We start from the raw sequence: 24,582 nt of genomic DNA on the forward strand, positions 1-24,582 counted from the left end.
AAAAGTTACGGCTTTCGCGGCAATAATCACAAATTCTATTTTTCATTTCCATTTTAATTCCTCCATCCAGACTTATAATAACCATCTATAGTATGACACAAGAAGAAGCCATTATTAGTGCCTTTGAGATTATGGGCGGAGAGAAACGTCCTAAAGAAATCGAAGCATGGGTAATACATCATTTATCAGGGTACAATTGGAAAGATTACAGGACGGTTATGGCAGATATGACAATGCCGAATATGGCGGTAATCCAAATACACACGGAAGGCGTCTTGTTCCTGCAAGAACGCGGATTAGAGTATATAGACTCTTAACATCAAAGGAAATTGAAGGATGCAAGATAAATAAACCAGCAGGAGTTAAATAGTATTTTTCGTTATTACCACTCACTAACTAATTTTGTTTGAACCGAACATGAAAAAGATGACTTCCATTAATTTTCAGAAGTCATCTTTAATATCAGGTAAATATTTACCTTTAAGATTTTACATAACAGCTATTTTGGAACTATAATTTCCATCAAAATTTGAACCTGCTCATTCATTTCCTGAAGTTCTGAATTCCTCTAACTTGAATATAAATTTGAGCAGTTCTTCAGGCATAAGCGTAAACTCATCAATAATTTTGAAATCTGTTAGTGTTACTGAATAAATCGACTGTATTTCAGCCTTAAGAAGCTTTAAGACTTCTTTACCTTCAACAATATTCAAACGAGCATTAAAATCTTTCCACTTACTTTCAAACACTTCCATTAAATCTAAATCAGGTTCCGAATTATCCCCATTTCCTTTCTTATTATTAATGGATTTTGAAATGAATTGTTCCATTACTGAAAGTTTTAAAGAATCCGTAATTCTATCAAGAATTTGATGGATAGTTTCGGCTTCAAATGCCCTTTCTCCTGTTCTTCTAAAACGATCTTCAATAGCTTTTTTTACGGCTTTATCAATAGCAAATGGATCAAGGAGATAGTTCTCTAACTCATATCTTTCATAGATATGAAGATATTCAAGATGCTGCTCAAATTCATTCAACTTTTCTGAAAGCACTTGATCTAACCCAAAATCTCTATTAAATATTGCCCCAATATGTAGCGATCCGTCTGATGTAAAGTTGGATGCAAATGATTTAATTTGTTGCCAGTTGGAGTAACCTCCAGATACGAGTGCTGTGATATCATTGCCCAACGAAAGTTCATTTAAACCCACTTGTTTCGCAAGCCTTCTAATCAATTTATAATCGTACTGACCGTCTACAAACAAAATCCGTCTACTTCTAGCAAGATGTGTTAAATTAACATTCGGTACTGATCCTAATGAATTAAGTGCCTCCCCAATTCCTGCAATCTCGGGCAGTCTCATAGCAGCTTGTTTATTCTTGTTAACCATAATTATTTCTGAAGGATCTGCTTCTTCTAATATTTCTTTTGAATGAGAAGCTAGTAAAATATCCGGTCCACAGTCTCTTAGGATCCCCAACAATTGACGTTGCACATCTGGATGCAGATATACTTCCGGTTCGTCAACGATTAACAATGTAGAATCTTTACTTCTTGAAATATGTGTTAGTAGTTGGCACCAAATTTGAAATCCAAATCCTGCCCAATATAATTCCCGCGGTATTCGATTTTCGTTAACAAACATAATTAATTCTTGAGACAAGGCATCTGGTTTTTTAGGTGCTTCAATTGACATCCCTGACCAGGTTTTGCTTATCATTTCTGCAAATTGGTCAAATCCTTCAGGAAAAAACCTCCAGTAATTTCTGAAATGCCGAGATGCTCGATGGGTCGTCATTCCTTTTTTCACTGTTTCGATTGTTACCAACGGCTCATTCTGTTCAATCGGGCCTAATACGGGAATGATCTCTAATTCAATTGGGAAATGACGTTTGAATTCTGTTGGAGTGCTCACTTTTGTTCCCACAACTCTAGTTAGTAAATTACATCCACCTTCTCCGGGGAAATAAAGAATTATCGCATTTCCATTTGTTAATGTGAACGTTATTCTGGAATCAACTGCAACATAGTCTGTATGAACGTTCTCTAACGACATTGGCAATGATTCTTCAGAAATGGTATATCCGTTTTCTTCCCCATCAGGTCCAGCTACCCGATACGGCTTTCTTGATAAAGCTTGTTTAATACCTACTCCCAGAGCACGAAATGCACTAAGAGATGTAGATTTACCGGCATTATTCGGTCCAACAAGTATATTCATATGTTCTAAACGGATTGAAAAGTTTCTAAGTGCCTTGAAATTTTTGAAATCAACTGTAGCTATTGATACTTTGCTTGACATTTTACAACCTCATTGTCGTAAGATTTATAGTATATAGGAATTATCTTATAATACTACTTAGTTATTATATTACTTTTACCATGTAAATCACAAAAGAAAATAGAGTCCTCAAATTTAATAAGAAACGATCCTTATTACACATTTATAATTTCAAATAATGGATATTACCTTGAATTCTCATTGCAAATATAGTTATAGTTCATTTTACATATTTCGATATACAGAGGAATTCTATATAACTTTATACCTAATAAATTCTTTACTCCCAACTGAAAATTTAATATAATACTCATATATTACGTACGTAAAAGGAGATGTGTATGAACGCCTCATTTAGTTACAACTTTCCTGCAATTAGAGGACTTCAAGCGGGAGATCAATATTTCGTTGTAATGTGTCCTCTTAAACTCATCCCAAGAATTTTCTTGTTTGACGAGGAGGAAATTCCTCCAGAACACCGAGCTCAGCGTTCCTTAAATAAAGCTAGGGTTCCTGATATTTGCAATTACATTCTTAACAACTCTAAAGATTATGTTTTTTCATCTTTAACTGCTTCTGTAGATGGGGAAATGGTCTTTACTCCTTTCTCTGAGGAAGCACAGTTCAAGGATATTGGTAAGCTGGCCATTTCGTTAGATGCAAGGTTTCTCATTAACGATGGTCAGCATAGAAGAGCTGCCATTGAAGAAGCTTTGAAAATAGCACCCGAACTAGGGAATGAAACGATTTCTGTCGTTTTTTTTCAAGATACAGGTCTCGTCAAGAGCCAACAAATATTCGCGGACTTGAATCGACACGCAGTAAATACTACGTCTTCTTTAGGTATTTTATACGAACATCGCGATCAATTAGCAAGCATTACAAAAACTATCATTTCTCGAATACCACTTCTTGAGCGTTATACAGATCTGGAAAAACAATCACTTTCAAAGTTATCCCCCAAACTCTTTGCCCTTAGCAATATTTTCCAAACAAACAGTCGTCTCTTGAACAAAAAAAGAGGAGAGTTAATTACAGACTCGGAAAAACAATTCTTAGAGGAATTCTGGAGAGAATTATGTAATGCTATGGTTGAGTGGCAGCTTGTAATGAAGAAAGAACTATCACCCACTGAGCTAAGAAAAAATTTCATTAATGCCCATGGTATTTTTCTTGAAGCAATTGGGATCGTAGGTCACTATGTACACAATAATCAACCGACCGACTGGAATAATTACATACAAATGCTATCCGCTATAGACTGGAACAGGAGCAACAAGGTATGGTTTGGGCGAGCTTTTGGAACAACAGGTAGAATAAACAAAAATAATGAAACAATACAACTAACTGCAAATATGATAAAATCTTGCATCGAACTCCCACTAACTGAACAAGAATCAATTCTCGAACAAAAAGCGAAGATTGGATGATGAAACTATGTTACTAGGACTATTAAATAACACGAATCGAAATGATATAAGAATAAAAGAAATGCAAGATGTATATCTATCTGATGACCGACCATGGGTAGTTGGCTATAGTGGAGGTAAAGATTCTTCCGTAGTCGTACAACTAGTCTTTGAAACGCTTAATAGATTGGCTCCTGAACAGCGTCATAAAAAGGTCTATATCATTTCATCTGATACACTTGTAGAAACACCTCTTATCATTTCTTCCATTAACCGAACACTTTTACAAATTCAGAATCTTGCACTGGACTTGGGTCTACCAATCGAAACACATAAAGTAAAACCAGAAGTAGAAAAGACTTTTTGGTCATCATTAATTGGTAAAGGGTACCCTTCACCTCGCCAAAAATTCCGTTGGTGTACAGACCGTATGAAAATTGATCCTGCTAACAAGTTTATCCTAGATAAAGTCTCTCAATTTGGAGAGGTCATCATGGTACTTGGTGTTCGGGACTCTGAAAGTGCAACTCGTGCACAAGTAATGGAATCCCACACCATTGATGGAAAGACACTCATGCGCCACTCTACACTTCCAAATGCTTACGTATACGCACCAATACGCGACTTTAATCTGGATGACGTTTGGGAATTTCTCCTCAGTAATCAAGGACAGACACCATGGGGATCGGATAACAATGAGTTACATGCTCTTTACCAAAACTCGTCAGGTGGCGAATGTCCTCTTATCGTAGATAAAGAAATTAAAGAAACTGCTGGTTCTTGCGGTAACAGCCGATTTGGTTGTTGGGTTTGTACGGTAGTAAAAGTAGACAAAGCTTTAGTCGGGTTTATTGAGAATGGAGAATCTTGGCTTACTCCTCTATTAGAATTCCGAAATTGGCTTTCGGATATTCGTGAAAACCGTGAATATCGTGAAAAACATCGGATGAACGGTTCAATTTATTTTGTAGGTGAAGGCGAAGATAAGGAATTAGGACTGGGTCCATTTACTTTAAAAGCCCGTCAAATGATACTTCGAAAACTGCTCGTGACTCAAAAAACAGTCTCAAATCCGTATGACACTGATTATAAGTTAATTCAAGATGATGAACTAAAAATGATTAGAAGATATTGGCTTCAAGATGGCGATTGGGATGACTCTGTGCCAACTATTTACCAGGAGATTTTCGGAGAAGATTTAGATTGGGAATATGATGAAAGATCTCTCTTGGAACCCGATCAGGTCACCGATCTTGAACTTCTTTGTAACGAGTATGATATTGATTTAGAGCTCATGAAGAAATTAATAAGCATTGAAAAAAACTATATCGGTTACAAAGTAAGACGAGGCCTTATACAAGACTTTAACCGAGTTCTTAATCAAGACAAATTACATTTTGGAAAAGTGGAAGGTTATAAACAATGAAATTCAATAGACTTCGGATAACTAATATTGGCGCTTTCCATGGAAACTATGATTTTGATCTGAAGACAGAGCGGAATCAAAAAAATATTATTTTATTCGGTGGTAAGAACGGCGCTGGTAAAACTACGATATTAGAAAGTGTGAAGCTCGCACTTTTCGGTCCACTTGCTTACGGATATAAGACAGAGTCAACCCCTTATTTCGATAAGATACTCGTTAAACTTAATAATAATGCGAGGAAGAACAAAGAGACAAAATATCACATCATATTAGATATTGAAATGGTAGAAAACTACCAAAAAAATGTATATACACTCCGTAGAAGTTGGATACCGACCAAAACCGCGGTAAAAGAAGAGTTTATTGTTCTGAAAAATCGTGTTGAACTATCTAGTCTGGATAAAGACTTGTTTCAGAACAAACTTCGTGAAGAAACACCGCCTCAGTTGCTAGATTTATGCTTGTTTGACGGTGAGAGAATAGCACAGGTAATTTCAGAGGAAGTATTGTCCGATCATTTAAAAGAAACCGCTAAAGTCATGTTCAACTTGGATCTATTCGAAAATTTAGAAAATGATCTTAATTTTTACATTAAGCAAGAGGATATTCATAATAGTCTCTCAAGAGAACAACAACATCTGTTAGAACAAGAAGAAGAACTCGAAAAGCTATTGCTCCGCCTAGATGATGTAAGCCAACAATTGGCAGAAACAGATTCTGAACTTGAAGAAAAACACCAGTTATCTCGTGAACTCATTCATAACTATGAGACTAATGGTGGATTAATGAAAGATCAGCGAGAGTCTCTGCTTCAAAAAATAAATGAAATTGAACTGCAACGTCGAGTGATGATGGACCGGAGCAGGGACATCATTTCTTCCTTGCTACCTTTTGCCCTTGTAAAAGATCAATTGAATGTCATACAGAATCAGATGCAGGAAGAAATAAAACACGAACTAATTGAGAATATGGAAACCCTTTTTAATCCACACGGGTTTGCACAGGTTCTTAATCAATTACAAAAAAAAGGCGCGCTGTCGCTCGTTGATTCCAGAGAAAATGTAGCCATTCAGCTACACAAGGAAATATTAGATATCTTTTCACTTGAATTACCAAAACACATATATCGCGCATCATCTGCACAAAAAGCTGAAATTACCTCAATCTATCATCAAGTGAATGAATTTGACGGTAATTTCATTATTGAAAGCTTCAAAGAAAATACCGATTTAATAAAAAAATCTCAAAATCTCCGAAAAAAAATATCGGAGAACGATGAAACAAGCGAACTACACGAATTATTAAAACAACTAGGAGATACGCAGTCTAGCATCACTAGTCTTGAGCACAACAAAAATCAACTTAGTGTCATTTATGATGAACTATCAGAAGAAATTTCGGAACGAAAGCATGTAATTACAGGAGTAAGAGAAAAGCAAATGCAAACCAAAAAGTCAGAGAATATCTTTGTTATTTCCACTCGGATCGCAGAGGTCAGTCGACATTTTCGCTCTATCCAATTAAAAAAGAAACTCCAACAAGTTGAAATGGAAGCTGCTAAAATGTTGCGCCTATTGTTTCGAAAAGAATTATTCGTCGTACGAGTGTGGATACATCCTGAGACTTTCCAATTAAAACTTTACAATTCCCTAAATGAAGAGATTCTCAAAGAGAACTTGTCAGCGGGAGAAAAGCAAATCCTTCTATTATCAACGATCTGGGCTATGGCTATGTGTTCAAACCGCCGCTTACCATTTATTTTTGATACGTTACTTGGTCGGTTGGACCAGACTCATAAAAAGAGTATTATCGAACACTTTCTACCAAGATGTGGAGAACAGGCAATAATCCTCTCAACCGATTCTGAAATCGATTCAGAGCACTATAAGTTAGTTCAACCAATTGTATCTAAGACTTATACTCTTGATTTTAATACCGACGAATCAACAGTCCAAATAAGTAATAACTACTTCCATTTTCAATTAGAGGAGGAGGATATAAGTTATGCAGTTTCGACTCAAGACTTCTAAATCAACAGCTGATCGTTTAAAACTGTTACAAGACTCAACGGGGCTAACCCCTAATATTCTTTCTCGTATTGCAATAATGCTGTCTCTAAGAGAACCAAAAAAAATCAGTGCATTAAGCAAAGATGTTGGTGGTATTGAGTTTAATCGAAACACTTTAACTGGTACGTATGATTACGTATTTAAAGCGCTTATTACCCATCACGAAGAGCGTGAAATCACGGATGAGGAGTATTTTCCCAATCTATTTAATGCTCATCTTGAACGAGGTAGTAAGTTACTCGAGAACGAGTACCAATACGCAGGTAACTATCAAAAATTTATCACTAACCTAGTTGAAAAGTCTGGCATAAGTAAACTATGATTTACTTTGATAATTGTGCTACAACGCCCTTACATCCTGAAGTGCTGGATGCCATGCTCCCCTTTCTCCAACAAGAGTATGGAAACCCATCCAGCAAGTATTATCCCTTAGCTGAAAATGCAAAAAACGCAGTCTCTTACGCACGTGAAAAGATCGCTATGTTACTTAACTGCATTCCCGAAGAAGTCGTTTTCACCAGTGGGGCAACTGAGAGTAACAATATGATTCTAAAAGGCATTGCTGATCCATTCTGGGGTACCGAAAGACAAATTATCACCTCTAAAACTGAGCATTCATCCGTACTTGATACCGTTCATCATCTAAGATCAAAAGGATTTCATATAGAGGTTATGGATGTAGACCGATTTGGTAGAGTAAGTATCGAAAAACTTAAAGAACTTGTGAGCAGCAACTCTCGAACAACCCTAATGGTCAGTATTTTATGGGGAAATAACGAATTGGGAACATTAAACAATATCAAAGAAATAGCTGAATTTTGTCAAAATCATTCTATTTCCATACACAGTGATGCTACTCAAGTTGTAGGGAAAATGAAAATCGATTTAGACGATCTCCCGCTTCAGTTCCTGTCTTTGTCATCACACAAATTACATGGTCCTAAAGGAATAGGCGCAGCCATAATTAAAAAAGACAAGCTAGGCATTCGTACTCCTATTACTCCTCTATTGCATGGAGGAGGCCAAGAATTCGGATATCGAAGTGGTACTCTAAATGTCCCTGCCATTGTTGGTTTTGGCAAAGCAGCTGAGATCGCAAATCGAGATTTGGAAAGTAATATTAGGCATTTGGAATTCTTAGATACTTATTTTATTTCTAAGCTTCAACAACATTTTTCTGAGATCCTTCATTTTAATTCAAATTCATCTCCTAAACTTCCAGGGATACTCAATATTCGATTTGCAGGAATCCATAATGAACTACTAATCAAAAAGATTGCAGCCCACGTTGCCATTTCAAGTGGATCTGCCTGTAGCAGCAGTAAACCTTCTCATGTTCTCCAAAGCATTGGCTGCTCACTCGATGAAGTCAGATCTTCTATTCGAGTATCATTCTCTAAATATAATAATATCGAAGAAATTGATACATTCATTAATCTTCTAAGCAGCTAATAAAATACTAAATTCAAGGTGATCCTTTATGAACAAATTAAAAGAGAAAGAACTGCAATTACTCTCCAAATTGTGTAGAGAGAATAACTTGCCTTTAAAGATGGTCAGTGAGTTGCTAAAGTCAGCTGAGAAGTTCTCGTATGAGAATACAACTGACACCGTTCGTGTGAAAGATTATACTGGTTTGATCGATTTTTATTCTAAAGACATCAAAGGTGATTAAATAAATGATTATTAAAAAGTTACTCTTATATAACTATAAAACCTATTATGGACAACAAGGGCTTAATTTGCATATTCCGAAATCGGTGCGTGAAGAAAGCAGTAAAAACATCATACTTATCGGCGGACTAAATGGTGCGGGTAAAACAACAATCCTCAAAGCAATTCACTATGCCCTATTTGGTCAACGTGGGATGTCCCCCTCCGAACATAAACGTCTATTCTCGAATGTACTTAACAATACATTCTTTGATGAAGGTGGTCGTGAGTGTTCCATTTCCCTAACACTAGATATGGATTCTGGTGAGGAATGGGACCTGATAACTAAGTGGACTTTCGACCATAATAAAAACTTAGTTAGAGAAAATCGAGAAATAACAGTACGTAAACCTGGGATGAGTCTCGGAAAGACTGCAAATGTTGAAAATATTGCCGCCTACAATCGTTATATCGATAAAATGATTCCCTATCACGCGGCTCCGTTTTTCATATTTGATGGAGAAGAGATTAAAGAAATAATCCTTCGGCAGAATAGCAACGAGATGAAAGAAGCTATTCATAAAATTAGTGGAATCGAAGCCTATAAACAGTTAATCAGTGACTTAGCTAAACTTAAAACTTCTGTTGAGAGTGAACTTGCAAAAGCAGTAAATCAGTCGGCTGTTACATCGCTCGAGAAAAAACTATCTGAAATCGAAGATGAAATTAAAATAGCAGAAAAAAAACGTGAAGTTCTAATTGCCGACCGAAGAAATCTCGATCAATTACTCGAAGAAGCAAAAACAACCAGGAATAATAAAATGCTACTTAATTCGAGATCACGGGAAGTAATTATTTCAAAACAGAGTCAAGTAGCAGCAGAGCTTAAACTGACGCTAATAAATCTCAATCAACAAATGAAAGAAAAGGTTGTTGAGATTATTCTAGCTGAGAAAGTTTTCTCTCTACAAAATCAGCTACGTCAAGAATCTGACAATCGGCAGCGTAAACTCGTTTATGAGGCCAAATTGACTCCTTATCATAGTTTCTTTAATCAATTACTTCAACACCCAATTCACCCTCCACTCTCGACTGAACAACTTTTTCAACTTAAGGAAATTGGAGAAGAACTTTGGAAAAAAGAAAACAATATCCAATCCTCTCCTCGGCCTATAGCGAAAGAAATACATGACCTAGCTCAATCAGATTACAATTACTTAATAGCACTGCCTAGATTAAGTAAGAATACGGTAATTAAATTAGTTAATCGTATTGAAGAGCTGCAGCTATCTTCAAACGAAATAGAGTTAGAACTTAGAAGTGCTCCTGAATCTGTAGACATTCAGGACGAAAATGAAAAAATCGAACTTCTGACTAAAAAGATAGGCGTACTTGATGTAAAGAACAGATCACTGTTTAGTAAAATTAATGTGTTAAAAGAGGAAAAGAAGAACCAGCAGAATAATATTACAAGAAAATCGGGTGACGCCGCAGATAGCGAACAGCTAAAATCCAGACTTGCCACCGTTACTAAATTAGAAAAGGCTATGCAACAATACGTTCAACAAATGACTCAAATGAAAGCTGAATTTATCAAGGAAGAGTTTGCAAGAATGCTGTTGACCTTGTTCAGGAAACAAGAGGAATTTGGGAAAATTGAATTTGATATCAATACTTACACCATTCGCCTCTACAATGAACGTCAACAGGAAATAAGTATCCAGGATCGTTCTGCAGGAGAGATGCAAATGATCGCTTCAGCATTGATATGGGCTCTCACAAAAGCATCAGACCTTTCATTACCCATGGTAATTGATACTCCTTTAGGACGGCTGGACAGCTATCATCGCAATCATCTTATTAATCATTACTACAAGAATCTAAGTGAACAGGTTATCATTTTATCCACCGATACTGAAATTACAAGAGAATATGTTGACTTAATGAAAAAACATTCGTATAAACAATACATGCTTGACTATAATCAAGAAAAAAAGTATACCGTTATTCGAGATGGTTACTTTGACTTCATAAAGGTGTGATACCATGTCCAATCGAAAAAGAAATCTATCTGGAAGTGGAAAAGAGATCCTAGAATCCTTATGTGATGCACTAGAGATTGAACGACCATTGGCATTAAAAATTGCTCTTGCAAAAGGAATAACCCAGGGGGTTAAGAACGAAGGTTTGGAACAATTCAAGGATAATAAGGACAAATGGACAATCGGAGAAGGTTTGATTAAAGATAAAGATTATATTCTCTTCAAGCATCTTATTATTAATGAACAAAATCAAGCTCTAAATGATGATGAAGTAAGTGACTTCTTTCTTCTATATATTGAAGTAGGACTCCGTGTGATTAAAAGAAACCTCACTGACCAAACGTCACTAGAAGACTTTCGCATAAAGATCTTACAATAAATAAAGAAGAGTGCCGCGGGCACTCTTCTTTATTTATTTAGATTCGATATTTAAGTGGAGTAATATCAATTACGGTAACTACTGGGGAAGACAACTCTCCATTTTCTTTTAAAGATTGTCCATTTACAATACATTGCCCCTTCTTCAGGGCTGCAAGACGCTGTTCGATCTTTTTCTTTTCACTTTGATCATTTGCCAAGTTACTAGCTATATAGGAGATCTCTTGTTCAGGCTGTGCAAAATAAATCTTCTGTGAAGCATTTTGCAACCTAGCCAACTCATCATTTCCGAGTTGAGCTTTAAGAAATTGTGTAGCAAACCAGCCCGACCAACCAAACTTTCGACCTTCCGTTAGAATTTTCGTAGAGGGTGATTTCTCTCCATGGTCTAAGTTCTGAGCTTCGTCAAGAACTACTGGTATCGGGTTATTCTTTCTACCATTTCTAACTGAGTGATTCCATAAATCCCACAAAATAAACTCAGTCAGAATAAGTTGAACATCACGTGGATAACCTGTCAATTGAATAATAAATACATTCCCGTCACCTTCAAACAAATCTGTCCACTCCATAGAGTCTTCATTTGCAAAGGGATTACGGTCGATAAATGGACGAATTTGTGAAAGGGCCGTTTTTGAATAACTTGAGTTGTCAGCCTCCAGTGCCTCCTTCAATAATGGAAGGTTGAATTTTTCGTCATGTGCTTCTAGACCGTTTAATACTGCCTCATAAATCGCATTAAGCTGTTGAATACCAAGTGACTTATAAACTGTACCAAAAACACTTTTAACTCGTTCAGCCACATCAGTATTGTCCTCGGGAAGCATCGCCCCGCCAATATCGCGAACATTTTTTCGGAATGGATTAATCGGGAATTTTTCTGTGAAAACAATTCTCTGAGTTAATTTAGCCCCCATAAAGTTTACAAATTCCGATTCAAGTTGATTAGGAAGAAACCCTTCCGTATAATCGATAACAATATTTGATATGCCTAACTTTGATTGCTCCAAGAGTAAACACTGCATTAAATATGTCTTACCCTGCCCCGATTTCCCGGAAATCAGTAAGTGTCTGTTGGCTAGATCTTTATGACCAAATTCCCAATACAATTCTCGATTGCTGTTTTCTGCTCTACCTAACAATATCCTCGCTTGCTGCAGATCGGCTTTGACTGGTTTCTGATTACACAGTGGTCCTTCTGGATCCCTTGGTAAATCTACTAACTTTTTAATCTCCATTGTTGGTGGATCTACTGGTGTCATGGACTCCTCAGGCAAAGTAGGTTGCTCTATGGACTCTATAGATTCTATGAGCCCCTTTGGACTCTTTAACGCCTCAACTGACTCCTTAAGCTCAGTTGGTTCTACTGGAGGTTCTAATGAGCTGGTGCTCTCTGATGATATATTTAATAAAACTGATCCACTAGTTGGCCTACTTTCAATGGGACTTTCTCCATTGTAGTTATACAAGTACGACAGCATACGTTCCTTAATAAAATCATTGTTTTTATCCTGAATCCAATGGCGCATATCCTCCATGGATTTCGTCAGCCCACTATAACCATCATCCTCTGTTAGATTCAGATAGGTTATGCCATCTTCCAACTTAGAGCTTCTATGGTAGGCATCCCTTTGAAATGACAGAACTGCCCCTTCACCGATTATTTTGTGTATATCACTATCTAAAGCTAAATCATCTTTCAAGAGTCGTTCAATAGTAGCAAATGACAGATTATAGCCTATGCGTTGAGGCCAAAATTCACTACTATATAGTTTGTATGCATTTGTAATATACAGTTGAACAAAAAAGTAACGATAGAATCTACTTGTGAATCGCTTTTCGCTATTTTCTGATAAAGCGCTAATAATTAACTGTTTGGTATGCTTTACCTGCGCCTTAGCCTTATCTAAGACTGATCCATTGTTGATTCCTATCTTTACTTCAACTGGATAAAAGTGCATAACTAGTTGACCTTTACGTTCCTCTAAACCAATCAATAGCAGGTCATCACTATGAGCACCTTTCACGCCTAGATTTTTGGCAGTAAAGACACCTTCTGATTTATTCAAGCTAACTGCTCCCGCTACCCTTAAAATTTCTTCTAAAGAGATCGGCACCCAAAGTATATTCAAATGATCAAAATAAGATAAAGAGAACTTAATTGCGGATATAATACTCAATTTTTCTCTCGAATAATGCCCCTTGCTGCCAATAATCCGTAACAGCCATTCACCATTAAAGGTATTAAATGCTCTTACAGTATTTATAACACTCTGCTCATTTACTTCAACTTTTTTAGCAGCAAGAACCTCTTTAATTACAGAATAATACTGCTGAGATTTATCCGTAACTGTAATTGCATCATATTTATTTGACGTAGAATATTGATCATTGTAATGAATGACAACTAAATTCTTGTAGCTATTGAAAAACTCTAAATCTATATTCGAATCGATAAACGTAACCCAATATGAGATCTGGAAGATCTTCTCCAATGTCTTCTCATCCGCTGTCGTAGTTCTAGAGAAAATAGATTCTCCTTTACGATAAGCATCACTACCAGAGTTCCGCAGATTAGCAGCTAATTCATTAATGTAATAGACAGTCTCCATGAGGAGGTTGCCATCATCAATTTCATAACCTTTTATTCCAAAACCACTTCGATAATTCTCTTCTGACTTCATTGAAGGTACAAACGAGTACAAACCATCCAATGCAATTCCAGACTCCATATCGCTCATTAGTTGCAGAGCATCCTTTTCTTGAGCCATCATCTTGTAGAATGAAATATGCGCATATCTATAGTCTTGATCTACGTTTTGCTTGTAATAATTGAGTTTGTTTCTTATGATTCTCATCAGATCATGTGAGTCGTATTGTTTGGATACAAGGTTTATTGAAAACATTTCTTCAATAGCGGCGATAGAATCAAGCCTTGAAAAACGATCAAATGCACTTTCAGCATTATTAGCTCGGTAAAGTGTTAATTCGATATTTTTTAGGGCATCAGCACCTTTTTCTCCAATTGTACGTAGCATCCATTGTATAATTCCTCTTAATACTTCTCCATCATTTTCAATGTTGATTAGATTGATTTGTAATGGTGCACGTGAGCTTTCACTAAACAGATATCCAAAATGTTCTTCAAATTGTTTTAATTTATCTTCGATAACTTTGGCAAGGTACTTGTTTGCATCTGTAATCGAAACTTGATTTACAGGCTTGTAGACCATCCATTCCATTGCTGACATTTGTGGATCTGGTTTATAAAGTCTATCATCATCATTAAAGTCATAAATGAATGGAACTAACCCATCGGGTCTTAGCCTATTAAGTATATTAGTCTCCACTTCCTCATTGGATAATTGGGTGTTTAGTTGGAGCTGATAGGCTACAATTAGTGGATGATAAGGTGTAAAATAAATACAATTATTGGATTTAATAACCCCCAGTTTAAAGAGATCTCTTCCCTTTCTCCCAGCCTCCTTGTTACTGACAAACGCTTTTATCTCGTTAACATACACAGTTAAATATTCTTCCGCCCTTTTTATCAATTCTTGAGAATATACAGTTAAACTTGGAATGTTTTGAATGACATTATATTGATTTATATAACGACTATATGCTTCCCTCATCAAATCACTAAGTTCTAGATCTACATTTACAAGGCTACCCGATTCAAAATCCGCGCATTTATAACCTCTTTCACGCCATTCGGTTTCCCATTCAAAAAAGTGCCTGTAATCGGAGTTTAAATAGAACTCTCTATTTCCGAGCATGAGTTTATTACTTTTCCATTCGAAATCCCTCTGCATTTCTCGCTTTAATCGCCATATTCTAGCCCCCGTTATAGGTGTTGATTCCGGGAGCTCATTAATTAACTTGATCGGAAGCTGCAGGTTCTCTTCGACCAATTTGATATTTATGATCAGTTCCTCATCGTCATTAAATGCTTCTGCATGTGGCTCAATGATTAGTTTGTCATCAGGGTTCAACAAGATCTCCTGACCATCTGAATTAATTTCAATAATATTTTGATTTAAACCATCACCGAGGACAATCGTACTGCCCTCATATTGAATAGTAATTAATTGCATTGATGTATCGATCAAATAAGATGTCTTATAGGGATCAAGAAGAAATGAGTCTATTGGTAAAACTAAAATATTAAACTCAGCACCCAAAGTTGGCTTATTATTATGTTTATAGTCAACCTTAGCAAATGTGCAACCATTGGTTTGTGTTTTCACTTTAATTGTCATTGTTGTACGTGCCACAGTAACAATAACATCCGAGTTCTTGGACCTCACATAATTCTCCTGGAGACTTTTGGCTTCCCCACCTTCAAACCCAAACGTAGCGGTTAAATTGATCTCTTCTTTTTTATTTACATTGAAAATAATAATATGTCGTTTTCTTTCTCCCGCTGATGTCTCTTTAACCGGTCTGTTCCAAATAATTACATCATCTTTTGAGTCAAATGACTTTAGTTCGACTTTCGTCTTCACTCTCTGTTCCAGCATTTCATTGTGATGCTTTAAGACATCCGAGAAGGATGTATCTGACCAGTTTCCTTTTTCAAGCTTATCTTTTCCTTTTGAAGTAAATTTATTTTCTAATTCTTCAACGTCTAATCCATAATCATGAAACCTTTTCACAAAATCAAATAGCTCACGATTTAACTCAATGCGGTCCCTGAGCTTATTTCCAGTAAAGGTATCTAATTCATCGTCCTTAAATAGACCTAAAAGCTTATAGTCCTCTTCTTTGATCGATCCTGCGGCAAGGAGAGTAAAGATTTCTTCAAAATCGAAGAAGGTAATATGTTGAAATATCTGCTCACTCAATATAAGATCCATGCGGTCTAGTAGCATAATTTGTTCGACTTTGTTAAGCGTACTATTCTCTATTTCTTTCTTAAGACGTCCTACTAAAGTTTGCGCATGTAAGGGCATGCCCTCTTTTTGAAGGTCACTACTTCCACCTTGAATTGAATCAAGTTGCATGGATACAACGCTCAGTAATGCAGTTTTTTTCCACACTCCACCTTGTTCTCCAACCTGATTTCGTAGTGTAACAAGAAAATCTGGCTTAACAATGTCAGATGTCGAGGCCACTACAAGCTGAACATCTTGGATTTCGATTGCAAATGTTTCGTAAGGTTCACCCATTTCATGTTTATAAACAAACGCACTTACATTAGATTGGAGCCTAAATGACTCTAACAACCCTTCGACATCATCCTGACGATCCAACTGTAAATAATACCGATCTCCCGCTGTAACACTTTCCGTTCTAAAGTATTCAAGTAATAATCCTGAAATTTTATTAAAGAATGGGTTTGACATATTGAGCATCTCCGCTATCGCTTTTTTTGTCGAGAATATTTAATGAATCAAATAGCTCGATGATTGCTTTTTTAGATAAACGATCAAAGTTCACCCCTCGTTTGGAGAACTCCTCAAACAATTTATTTACAGGCATTCTCTCGTTTTTCACACAAACCGTCGTTAGAAGCAGAAGCATCTCTTGGTTTATATTTAATACTTGTCCTAGACTGCCGCGATTCTTTATAAATGTCTTTCCACCAAATCCTTCGAGCTTTTTACCATATCTCTCAGCAACTTCTGTATTGGTTCCTTTTTTTATACTATCAAATAAAATCCCCATAGCGCTTTCTATGTTTGTAGGACTCTCGCTGATGATTTCATCATCTGACAAAAATAACTTTGAATAATCTTGGATCCAAATTTTCAGATCGTTAAGATAGTTGTAATTCATCTCTTGATCTTCTTTAATTTGGTCATGAATATCTCTGTAAGTTAAGAAACTAGGATTTTCTTTAGCTGTTTCAGATTGGATATGACTAAGCTGAGACATCGTATGCACATGAACGAATAAATGAGGGAGTTTCTTCTTTAGACCTTGGAACCCCTCCGCTTCCGATGCCTTCCTGCGTTTACTCACTGCTTCCCACTCTAAAGCAAAATAAATTGTAGAAGCCTCGCTGTACTCTCCTTTTTCAAAGCGTTCAAATTTTAGAAGCAATTGACAAATATACATAAAGGAATAGAAGTGAGTTAAAAGGGTGAAATTTGAAAGAAAATAATCTTGGTACTTACTAATAAACATTATATCTTCTTTATACAGAGACGAAAGAAAAGGTAACAGGAGCTGATACTTTCTTGAATCGCTATTATTTATAGCCTTTAATTCTAGATTCTTAAGAACTAACTCAGTCAGAATGTCATCCGCATTTTTGTTAGTAAAAATATTTTTCATCTCAATTTCATCTTGCACTAGGATTTCTGATAAGAATATGGCATATTTACGGTAAGTATCCTTTTCAGGTACGGGGATAAAATTATAAATGTAGGGATGGAACACTTTCATATTGTTGTTTTGACTATATAAATATTGTCTCAAGAATCGCTCTAAGTCTATTTGAGACTCATTCTTAAATTCGATTTGACCGGTTAACTGTGAAATCAGTGGGTCTTCGAATTCAAGTTGATCTTTACTTGCAGGTTTTTTCTTAACCACATGTCCACATATCTGGCGAACATACTCACCAATCAAATCACCGAAATCATTATTTAAATCTTTGCCATTGGTCGCAACAAACGGAAGAATATCCGCTACTTTTCCCGTTTCGTGCTTCTTTTTACTAAGCAAGCTCCTTAGTTTAATTACATCTAACGATAATGTCATCTGAGAATTACTCCTTTTCAAATACAAAAGAACCAAAATCATCTTTGTACAATTTATAGAATCGACCATCATTCGGATAATGAACAATTAACTCTTTGGATTTTTCTCCATAATTCATCATTTTGTCAACAAATTCCACGAAATTTATTGCGTCTTCTTCGTCTTTTTTATTAGGACAATAACCCCGTAACACCTGTTGCAATAGCTCATAGAGAGCAAAATCCACCTCTATTGGAATTGGTTCATCCTTGCCAATATTATAAGCTAGCGATAAAGTTGGCTTGAATGTCTCAAGAACCTCTTCTTGAACAAATTGTAGGTGGCTGACGTTAGGCTTTAGATTTAATTTTTGAGCTATCCGAATTGTTTCTGTCTGTTTACTTAAATAAACGTAGTCTTTTAGCGGTGTCCCTTTCCATTTCTGAATCACATCTTTAAACTCATCATAGAACGATCTTATCCCTGCAGTTCTTCCATGGTTGAAATCATAGAGGCGTCTTAAATAATTATTAAACACCTGACTTTTTATTTGCCTAGCGTATTTCTCATTTGTAAGAAAAGACAGCCGAATTATCGTTTCAGAGAACTGAACAAATGATTCACCACTCAAAGAACCATCGCTATCATTCCTAAAAGGCATTATCCACAGTTGTGCAGTTTGATCACTAATGAAATCATTTGTAACATTTGACCAGTCACTCAATGTGTTCAAATCGATAATTAACTGATCCGTGAAGGAAGAACGGGAGTGAAGTGGATCTAATTCATACATCGCTTTCAATATAAACGATCGCTCTCTTCGCTTGAATAGCAGCGTAGGAACCGATTGTTCCAGCCTTTCAAACTGATCAATGAACCGTACCGGAGTTTGAATGTCAGGAATAATCAAATCCGCAATAAAATTTAGAAATGCCCTGGCCGATATCACGATTTTATTGCGTATAATCGCCTCGATTGTTAACTGTACGATTTGTTTCTGAACAAAAGCGTTCTGTAAAAACCGATAATTTTCATGCACCATCGTTTGATTAGAATTGTTTAAATCCTCTTTATATGCGAGAAAGAAAGGATTGAACGATTTCTCAGCAAACACTCTAGAAAGGATTTCACTAAAAAACTTCGATTCTGCTCCTCTTTCTGTTAACTCATATGAACGGTAGTCACTAAAACTAATGAGGTCAAAGAACTCTTCACTGAACCAAGTAATAATTTTTTGTGAAAACAACCCACTGTTTGAGATGAAGCCTTTTAACCGATTAAAAGTAACGCTTTCATGCTGTAAATTAATGAAATTATGAAGAACACCCAGATTAATGGCCAAGATTACTTTTTTATCGGAGCTTCCAATCTTTTGATCCGAGAAATCTTCTAACACTTCCCTCAAAGTCTCCATTGCATCCTTTGTTGGAGAGAAGCTTTCCGTCGCATCGTTGAACACTTGGTAGTCCTGTAATAGCTGCGGCTTGTTTTCTTTTAAGTAGGCTAATAAGTGCGACTTACCATCACCAACACTTCCGCACAACAAAATTAAACTTGGCTTTTGAAGAATCTCGTTTTTAGTGAGACTCTTCTCTAGATCAAGTTGAACTTTCCTTTCAACGTGTAGGTATTCTTTATATTTGCTAAATGCATTGGCATTTTCAATAGCTTCTTTTGATGAATCTTTAAGCCGCCTCAGCTCACGCATTAGATAGCTCTCACGTTCAGAAAGATCAGCCTTAAAAAGCCCCTCATCTCCGGTTACGACAGGTTGAGTAACAGTCCGCTCTGACTGATCACCTTTTCCTGACTGTATATTTGCAAGTAATTGAAACACTTCTTTTTTAAAATCTTGGAGCTCCTCAGAAGCTTTAGCAGGTGGTTTAGGATACTCATACGAAGGAACGGTAAGTTGTAATGTTGTGTATATCTCATAGAACCAAACAGCGATTTTGTAGACAATCTTATGAAGCATTATCGCTTCACTCAGATCATCATAATTGGCAGTGTGAGCTGCCTTATTCCCCGTCATTCTAATAGTATGAAACCCATTCTGCACTTCCGAGGTAATATATCCACCATTGCTTAAAAAAATAATTTTATCATTAAGGGATGATTGCGGCGGCAAACTCAAATTTTCAAGTTCGAATACTCTTTTTAATATTTCTTCGGCAAATACTCTGGCTTTTACAATAGAACTACTTGGATCTTGGTATATTAACTCTTCCATTTTCTTCGCACTAACTGCAGCGTCTTGGTTGAGCTGCTCAATAAACGTTATAAGTTCTGTTATTGGTTGAGACAAGACTAATCAACTCCAAATTAATATATCATTTGCACACTTTAATCATTTTCTCGACTTTGGTTATTACTATATTAACTCAAAATACATGTAAGATGTTGAATCGATAAATATTTACCAACTATTACCAAGCTAACCTTTTCCAATTCCGGAGAGTACAATCTAGTTCAAACTTTGGCCAACTCTTCTTATTCAGTACCTATCACACCATTTTGAACATGCTCTATAGCTAACCTATTTTACTCATGTGATTAAATCCTAAAGAGTGCCAAATTATTTCAATAATTACTGCTTTAGACGGAATTAATATCTACTTCACAGTATATCTATTCTACATAATAACCTTAATAATTCTATTTAAACACATTTGGTATTGGTCATTACACCATCTAGTTCTACCCTCACTCATAAAAAATAGACATATCTCTACTTTATAATAAAAAAAACATATTCCTTCACATTTCCGCCTACCTTTCGCTCCCAGTCCTCCACATGAGCAATCACTTGAGGACTATAATAATCCACAGAAAAATCCGCGAGTTCATTGATATGGCGAAGCAAATTATCTTTGGGTACAATCAGGTTATAGAGTTCAATGTAAGGACTTAACACCAAAGTCTGCTGTTTTTGATCACTCGGCTCACTCTTTTCCCATGATGCCTAAAAGTATACAAGAAAAAAGGTGCAGTCTCCTCAAATTTTCGAGAGAATACTACACCTTTTTTAAAATTGGACTTCTTCAGTGGTCTCGCTTACATATCAGGTGTTTTTCTAACTAATCTATTGATTTCATCAACATTCAGCCAACTCATTAATTTCAAGTCTCTTTTCACATTTTCATCTCATCTGTACTAGTAAAAACAGCTCCACCACTACAATATCAGCTCTCTGTACCATTCCTCACCAATAAAGCTACCGACTCCACATGCACCGTCCACGGAAACATATCCACCGGCGTCACCTCCGCGACGCCGTAACCGCCATCGACCAGTACGCGCAGGTCGCGCGCGAGTGTCGATGCGCTGCACGACACGTACACCACGCGCCGCGGCCGCAGCTCGAGGATGGTCGCCAGCAGCGCCGGGTCGCAGCCCTTGCGCGGCGGGTCGACCACGATCACGTCAGGCCGAACGCCCTGACGTGTCCACTCCGGCAGGACGACCTCGGCGGGTCCTGCCTCAAAGTGCACGTTCGTCATGCCGTTTAACTCGGCATTCTTACGTGCATCGGAGATCGCCTCTTCGACGATCTCGACGCCGTACACCTGTCCCGCGCGCTGCGCAAGGAACAGGGAGATCGTGCCGATGCCGCAATAGGCATCGACCACAACCTCATCGCCGGTCAACGCGGCGTACTCCAAAGCTTTCCCGTACAAGACTTCCGTCTGGACGGGGTTCACTTGAAAGAAGGATCGCGCGGAAATAGCAAATTTCACATCGCCGATATAGTCATAGATGACCTCGCTGCCCCACAGAGTGCGCGTCTCATCCCCAAAAATAACATTGGTCTGTCTCACATTAATGTTATGACAAATGCTCTTCACCGCAGGCAGAGCCTCGCGAATGCCAGCAATCCACTCGTCCACACGCGGAATCTCCGTCCCATTGGTCACCAATACGACCATGACTTCGCCCGAGCGGAAGCCGACTTTGACGACGACATGGCGCAGAAGCCCAGTCCCCGTCTCTTCACTATAAGCGCGAATTCCTAAGCGCGAGCCGATCTCTTTCACACGTGCAACGACTTCGTCGTTCGCCTCGTGCTGAATCAGACAAGCCTCCATATCAATTATCCGATGACTGCCTTGCGCATAGAAACCGCCGATGAGGCCGCCCCGCTCTTCCCCAAAAGGAACCTGAGCCTTGTTCCGATATCTCCACGGATCGCTCATCCCAAGCGTGGGATGAACAATAATCCCTTGACCTTGCTCTTCATCTCCGCTTTCACCGGTTCGGCTAAGTGTCGGCTCCCCCGCCACCCCCAACTTCCCAATCCGCACTAAATTATCAACAACCTGCTGCCGCTTCACGCGCAGCTGCGCCTCATAACTCAAATGCTGCAACTGACACCCGCCGCACTCATCATAAATCCCACAGTCGGGAGCCACGCGATCCGGACTCACTGCTAGCAGCTCTACCAAAGCAGCATACCCATACTGTTTCTTCAAATGTTCCACGCGTACAAGCGCACGCTCACCCGGCAGCGCCCCCGCGACAAAAAGGGTAAAGCCATTCACACGGCCTACCCCTTCGCCATCATGGCTGATCCCAATGATCTCAGCCTCGTATTGCTGTCCGCTCTGAACAGGCAAGCCTGCCATCCAAGCGGGCACTTCTTTCTTCCCTCTGTTGTTACCATTCCCTTTATTCCCTGCCGACCTGCCACTACCTCTATGTTTACCTGGCGCGGAGCCAGATGTACCTTTTGCTCTCATATTTCCCTCACTTAATTCTAGCTAAAATTAATCATGTTAATATTTGGGTCTTTACTACCTACTCAACCTCATCATGCCCATTTCCATGCCCCTTCAAATGAAACGGCGTGGTCAATGCCTCAAGAAATTTCTTTTTATATATCGACTGCCCCGACTCATCCACGATCACTTGCAAATGGCTCTGCAAATTCGTCATCACACATGGCAATGTTCCGCCAAACTCACCGTCGAGATTCAACTGAACGTAGTCCGGAGAGTTAATTTCAATATGATTCGTCTGAAAATAGATCAAGTTCGGATCATTCAAATGCTCGCCGCGGAGCGCGAGTGTAACGATGCGGATGAATTCGGCCAGGTTACATTTTCGCAAAATAATGACATCGAACATGCCATCATTAATATTGGCTTCCGGAGCCAACTTCTCGAAGCCGCCAACGGAGTTGGTGTTGCCCACGAGGAAGAGCATGACTTCTTCATGCATCTCGCGATCGCCGGCTTTGATATAGAGCTCAATTGGCTTCAGCCTAGGCAGCTTCTCGAGTCCCTTCATATAATAGGCCAACTGGCCGATCATGGTTTTGAGCTTGCTCGGGACTTCATACGTCAGCTCGGTCATCGAGCCGCCCCCAGCGATGTTGATGAAGTAGCGGTTGTTGATTTTGCCTACATCGATAGAAGTTGCATACTGCTGAATGATCAGGTCGCAGGCATACTCCAAGTTCTTGGGGATACCGAGCGCACGCGCAAAATCATTCGTCGTCCCGAGCGGCAAAATGCCCAGCGGCGGTCTGCCTTCTCTCTCGGCCATGCCGTTGACGACTTCGCAGATCGTGCCATCGCCGCCTGCCGCGATGATGAGGTCGAATCCGCGACTCACGGCCTCGGCCGCTGCGAGTGTGGCATCTCCTTCACCGATGGTCGCATGAGCGGAGGTCTCGAACCCGCCGCGCTCTAAGCGTTGGAGGATTTCAGGCAATCTTTTCTTCATTTCTTCCCGGCCTGAAGTCGGATTGTAGATCAATCGTGCTCGTTTGACCACTCTATGTCATCCCCTGTTCATCGTATGGGAATACGGAGGCAATCTGCCCCTCCATCCATTTGGAAATTTGCAGACTAGGCAACAAAGCCCGTCCATGATACTTATATGCGAACCCTTCCAATCGGGAAGGAACCACTTTCTGTGTAAAATACCCTTCACTTAGAAAAAGCGGTGCAACAATCACCTTATACGTTGGCTTCTCACGTGTCCACCAGGCTAGCCTCGAAGACAGTTGATCCGGCAAAAGCATGGCAATATCCGCCTCGGCGAAGCCACCTAATACCTTTACCCGCTCCGCGAGCTGTTCTAAACCTTGGCGCCACTTCTGGTGGAAGCCCTCTTCCTTACTCCCATGCCCCACCAATAGCAGGATCTCTTCCTCCGGCGACTCGGAAAGCTCTTGGATTTTGCCATAAAGAATAGCTGCAATATCGGGATGATCATCAATCGGCGACGTGAAGTGAATGCGCGCGCGAATATCTAAGAGCTCCATGTCGGTTTCGAGCACCGGCTCAGCAATAACCCCCAACGCGTAGCTAATCTCATCAATATGTGTACTCCCAGAGGACACGAACAGCGGAACGACGATGATATCGGTCACGCCTTGCGCCTCTAAACGATAGATGCCATCTTGTATCAATTTACCCTCGACAAGTTCCAAATATGACGCATAAATGGGCATGCCATCCGGCATCCGAACCGCATTCACGGCATCCTCCACCAGCTGCACCCAACCCTCATCACGGGATCCGTGGCTAATGACCAGCACACCATATAATCTCATTCCAACTTCCCCCACCCGTACGAACTAAGCCTATCTTCCTATGCTAACGAAAGTGGTCACCTATGTCAATTTGA

Annotated in this window: 17 protein-coding genes; 9 read left to right on the forward strand and 8 right to left on the reverse strand. The window is 38.6% G+C overall.

All coding sequences use genetic code 11. The features are described 5' to 3' along the window. The first annotated feature begins 92 nt into the window (after positions 1-92). Positions 93-317, forward strand: a complete 225-nt coding sequence (locus tag ASG89_RS37675; RefSeq protein WP_157276666.1) for a hypothetical protein — start codon at positions 93-95, stop codon at positions 315-317. Between the two features lie 222 nt (positions 318-539). Here the strand turns inward: ASG89_RS37675 and ASG89_RS14815 are convergent, their stop codons facing one another. Continuing rightward, a complete protein-coding gene (locus tag ASG89_RS14815) occupies positions 540-2,303 on the reverse strand; it encodes an ATP-dependent nuclease (RefSeq protein WP_057311488.1) in 1,764 nt (587 codons plus the stop codon). Positions 2,304-2,623: 320 nt separating this feature from the next. Here ASG89_RS14815 and dndB point away from each other — a divergent pair, with 320 nt between their 5' ends. From dndB to ASG89_RS14855, 8 genes are all read left to right on the forward strand, one after another. Next, the gene (dndB, locus tag ASG89_RS14820; RefSeq protein ID WP_057311489.1) at positions 2,624-3,712 is read left to right on the forward strand and encodes a DNA sulfur modification protein DndB; all 1,089 of its coding nucleotides are present in this window, start codon (positions 2,624-2,626) and stop codon (positions 3,710-3,712) included. 61 nt (positions 3,713-3,773) lie between these two features. Beyond that, a complete protein-coding gene (dndC, locus tag ASG89_RS14825) occupies positions 3,774-5,117 on the forward strand; it encodes a DNA phosphorothioation system sulfurtransferase DndC (RefSeq protein WP_414813268.1) in 1,344 nt (447 codons plus the stop codon). Beyond that, positions 5,114-7,147 carry a DNA sulfur modification protein DndD gene (gene dndD, locus ASG89_RS14830; protein WP_057311491.1) on the forward strand — a complete coding sequence of 678 codons (2,034 nt, stop codon included), beginning with the start codon at positions 5,114-5,116 and terminating at the stop codon, positions 7,145-7,147. The genes dndC and dndD (ASG89_RS14830) overlap by 4 nt, the downstream gene beginning before the upstream one ends. Further along, positions 7,122-7,508 (forward strand): DNA sulfur modification protein DndE, encoded by a 387-nt coding sequence (dndE, locus tag ASG89_RS14835; RefSeq protein WP_057311492.1) that lies wholly within the window; start codon positions 7,122-7,124, stop codon positions 7,506-7,508. Before dndD (ASG89_RS14830) ends, dndE begins: the two co-directional genes overlap by 26 nt. Further along, the gene (locus ASG89_RS14840; RefSeq protein ID WP_057311493.1) at positions 7,505-8,638 is read left to right on the forward strand and encodes a cysteine desulfurase family protein; all 1,134 of its coding nucleotides are present in this window, start codon (positions 7,505-7,507) and stop codon (positions 8,636-8,638) included. The genes dndE and ASG89_RS14840 overlap by 4 nt, the downstream gene beginning before the upstream one ends. A gap of 28 nt (positions 8,639-8,666) precedes the next feature. Continuing rightward, positions 8,667-8,861, forward strand: a complete 195-nt coding sequence (locus ASG89_RS14845) for a DNA modification system-associated small protein (protein WP_057311494.1) — start codon at positions 8,667-8,669, stop codon at positions 8,859-8,861. A 4-nt stretch (positions 8,862-8,865) separates the two neighbouring features. After that, positions 8,866-10,881 (forward strand): DNA sulfur modification protein DndD, encoded by a 2,016-nt coding sequence (gene dndD, locus ASG89_RS14850; RefSeq protein ID WP_057311495.1) that lies wholly within the window; start codon positions 8,866-8,868, stop codon positions 10,879-10,881. Between the two features lie 4 nt (positions 10,882-10,885). Continuing rightward, the gene (locus ASG89_RS14855; protein ID WP_057311496.1) at positions 10,886-11,260 is read left to right on the forward strand and encodes a hypothetical protein; all 375 of its coding nucleotides are present in this window, start codon (positions 10,886-10,888) and stop codon (positions 11,258-11,260) included. 37 nt (positions 11,261-11,297) lie between these two features. Here ASG89_RS14855 and dptH read toward each other — a convergent pair whose 3' ends face one another. The 7 genes from dptH to ASG89_RS14890 all read right to left on the reverse strand — a co-directional run bounded on the left by dptH (position 11,298) and on the right by ASG89_RS14890 (position 24,508). Next, the gene (dptH, locus tag ASG89_RS14860; protein ID WP_057311497.1) at positions 11,298-16,607 is read right to left on the reverse strand and encodes a DNA phosphorothioation-dependent restriction protein DptH; all 5,310 of its coding nucleotides are present in this window, start codon (positions 16,605-16,607) and stop codon (positions 11,298-11,300) included. After that, the gene (dptG, locus tag ASG89_RS14865; RefSeq protein ID WP_057311498.1) at positions 16,588-17,970 is read right to left on the reverse strand and encodes a DNA phosphorothioation-dependent restriction protein DptG; all 1,383 of its coding nucleotides are present in this window, start codon (positions 17,968-17,970) and stop codon (positions 16,588-16,590) included. The genes dptH and dptG overlap by 20 nt, the downstream gene beginning before the upstream one ends. 7 nt (positions 17,971-17,977) lie before the next feature. Then, positions 17,978-20,254, reverse strand: coding sequence for a DNA phosphorothioation-dependent restriction protein DptF (gene dptF, locus ASG89_RS14870; RefSeq protein WP_235549768.1), 2,277 nt, complete (start codon positions 20,252-20,254; stop codon positions 17,978-17,980). A 423-nt stretch (positions 20,255-20,677) separates the two neighbouring features. Further along, entirely contained in the window at positions 20,678-20,863 is a 186-nt protein-coding gene (locus tag ASG89_RS37680; protein WP_235549775.1) for a hypothetical protein, read from the reverse strand. 268 nt (positions 20,864-21,131) lie between these two features. Beyond that, complete coding sequence (gene rlmD, locus ASG89_RS14880; protein WP_082593242.1) at positions 21,132-22,685, reverse strand: 23S rRNA (uracil(1939)-C(5))-methyltransferase RlmD; 1,554 nt, start codon at positions 22,683-22,685, stop codon at positions 21,132-21,134. Positions 22,686-22,743: 58 nt separating this feature from the next. Then, a complete protein-coding gene (locus ASG89_RS14885; protein ID WP_235549772.1) occupies positions 22,744-23,673 on the reverse strand; it encodes a diacylglycerol kinase in 930 nt (309 codons plus the stop codon). A gap of 52 nt (positions 23,674-23,725) precedes the next feature. Then, the gene (locus ASG89_RS14890) at positions 23,726-24,508 is read right to left on the reverse strand and encodes a sirohydrochlorin chelatase (RefSeq protein ID WP_057311501.1); all 783 of its coding nucleotides are present in this window, start codon (positions 24,506-24,508) and stop codon (positions 23,726-23,728) included. Between the last annotated feature and the right edge of the window lie 74 nt (positions 24,509-24,582).

It is taken from the genome of Paenibacillus sp. Soil766, assembly GCF_001428105.1.
Taxonomy (GTDB): domain Bacteria; phylum Bacillota; class Bacilli; order Paenibacillales; family NBRC-103111; genus Paenibacillus_E.

What these genes read in the sequence shown, in the direction of transcription:
- ASG89_RS37675 (WP_157276666.1), top strand. Translation starts at nt 93, where the DNA reads ATGACACAAGAAGAAGCCATTATTAGTGCCTTTGAGATTATGGGCGGA.
- ASG89_RS14815 (WP_057311488.1), bottom strand. Translation starts at nt 2,303, where the DNA reads ATGTCAAGCAAAGTATCAATAGCTACAGTTGATTTCAAAAATTTCAAG.
- dndB (WP_057311489.1), top strand. Translation starts at nt 2,624, where the DNA reads ATGAACGCCTCATTTAGTTACAACTTTCCTGCAATTAGAGGACTTCAA.
- dndC (WP_414813268.1), top strand. Translation starts at nt 3,774, where the DNA reads ATGCAAGATGTATATCTATCTGATGACCGACCATGGGTAGTTGGCTAT.
- dndD (WP_057311491.1), top strand. Translation starts at nt 5,114, where the DNA reads ATGAAATTCAATAGACTTCGGATAACTAATATTGGCGCTTTCCATGGA.
- dndE (WP_057311492.1), top strand. Translation starts at nt 7,122, where the DNA reads ATGCAGTTTCGACTCAAGACTTCTAAATCAACAGCTGATCGTTTAAAA.
- ASG89_RS14840 (WP_057311493.1), top strand. Translation starts at nt 7,505, where the DNA reads ATGATTTACTTTGATAATTGTGCTACAACGCCCTTACATCCTGAAGTG.
- ASG89_RS14845 (WP_057311494.1), top strand. Translation starts at nt 8,667, where the DNA reads ATGAACAAATTAAAAGAGAAAGAACTGCAATTACTCTCCAAATTGTGT.
- dndD (WP_057311495.1), top strand. Translation starts at nt 8,866, where the DNA reads ATGATTATTAAAAAGTTACTCTTATATAACTATAAAACCTATTATGGA.
- ASG89_RS14855 (WP_057311496.1), top strand. Translation starts at nt 10,886, where the DNA reads ATGTCCAATCGAAAAAGAAATCTATCTGGAAGTGGAAAAGAGATCCTA.
- dptH (WP_057311497.1), bottom strand. Translation starts at nt 16,607, where the DNA reads ATGTCAAACCCATTCTTTAATAAAATTTCAGGATTATTACTTGAATAC.
- dptG (WP_057311498.1), bottom strand. Translation starts at nt 17,970, where the DNA reads ATGACATTATCGTTAGATGTAATTAAACTAAGGAGCTTGCTTAGTAAA.
- rlmD (WP_082593242.1), bottom strand. Translation starts at nt 22,685, where the DNA reads ATGAGAGCAAAAGGTACATCTGGCTCCGCGCCAGGTAAACATAGAGGT.
- ASG89_RS14885 (WP_235549772.1), bottom strand. Translation starts at nt 23,673, where the DNA reads ATGAAGAAAAGATTGCCTGAAATCCTCCAACGCTTAGAGCGCGGCGGG.
- ASG89_RS14890 (WP_057311501.1), bottom strand. Translation starts at nt 24,508, where the DNA reads ATGAGATTATATGGTGTGCTGGTCATTAGCCACGGATCCCGTGATGAG.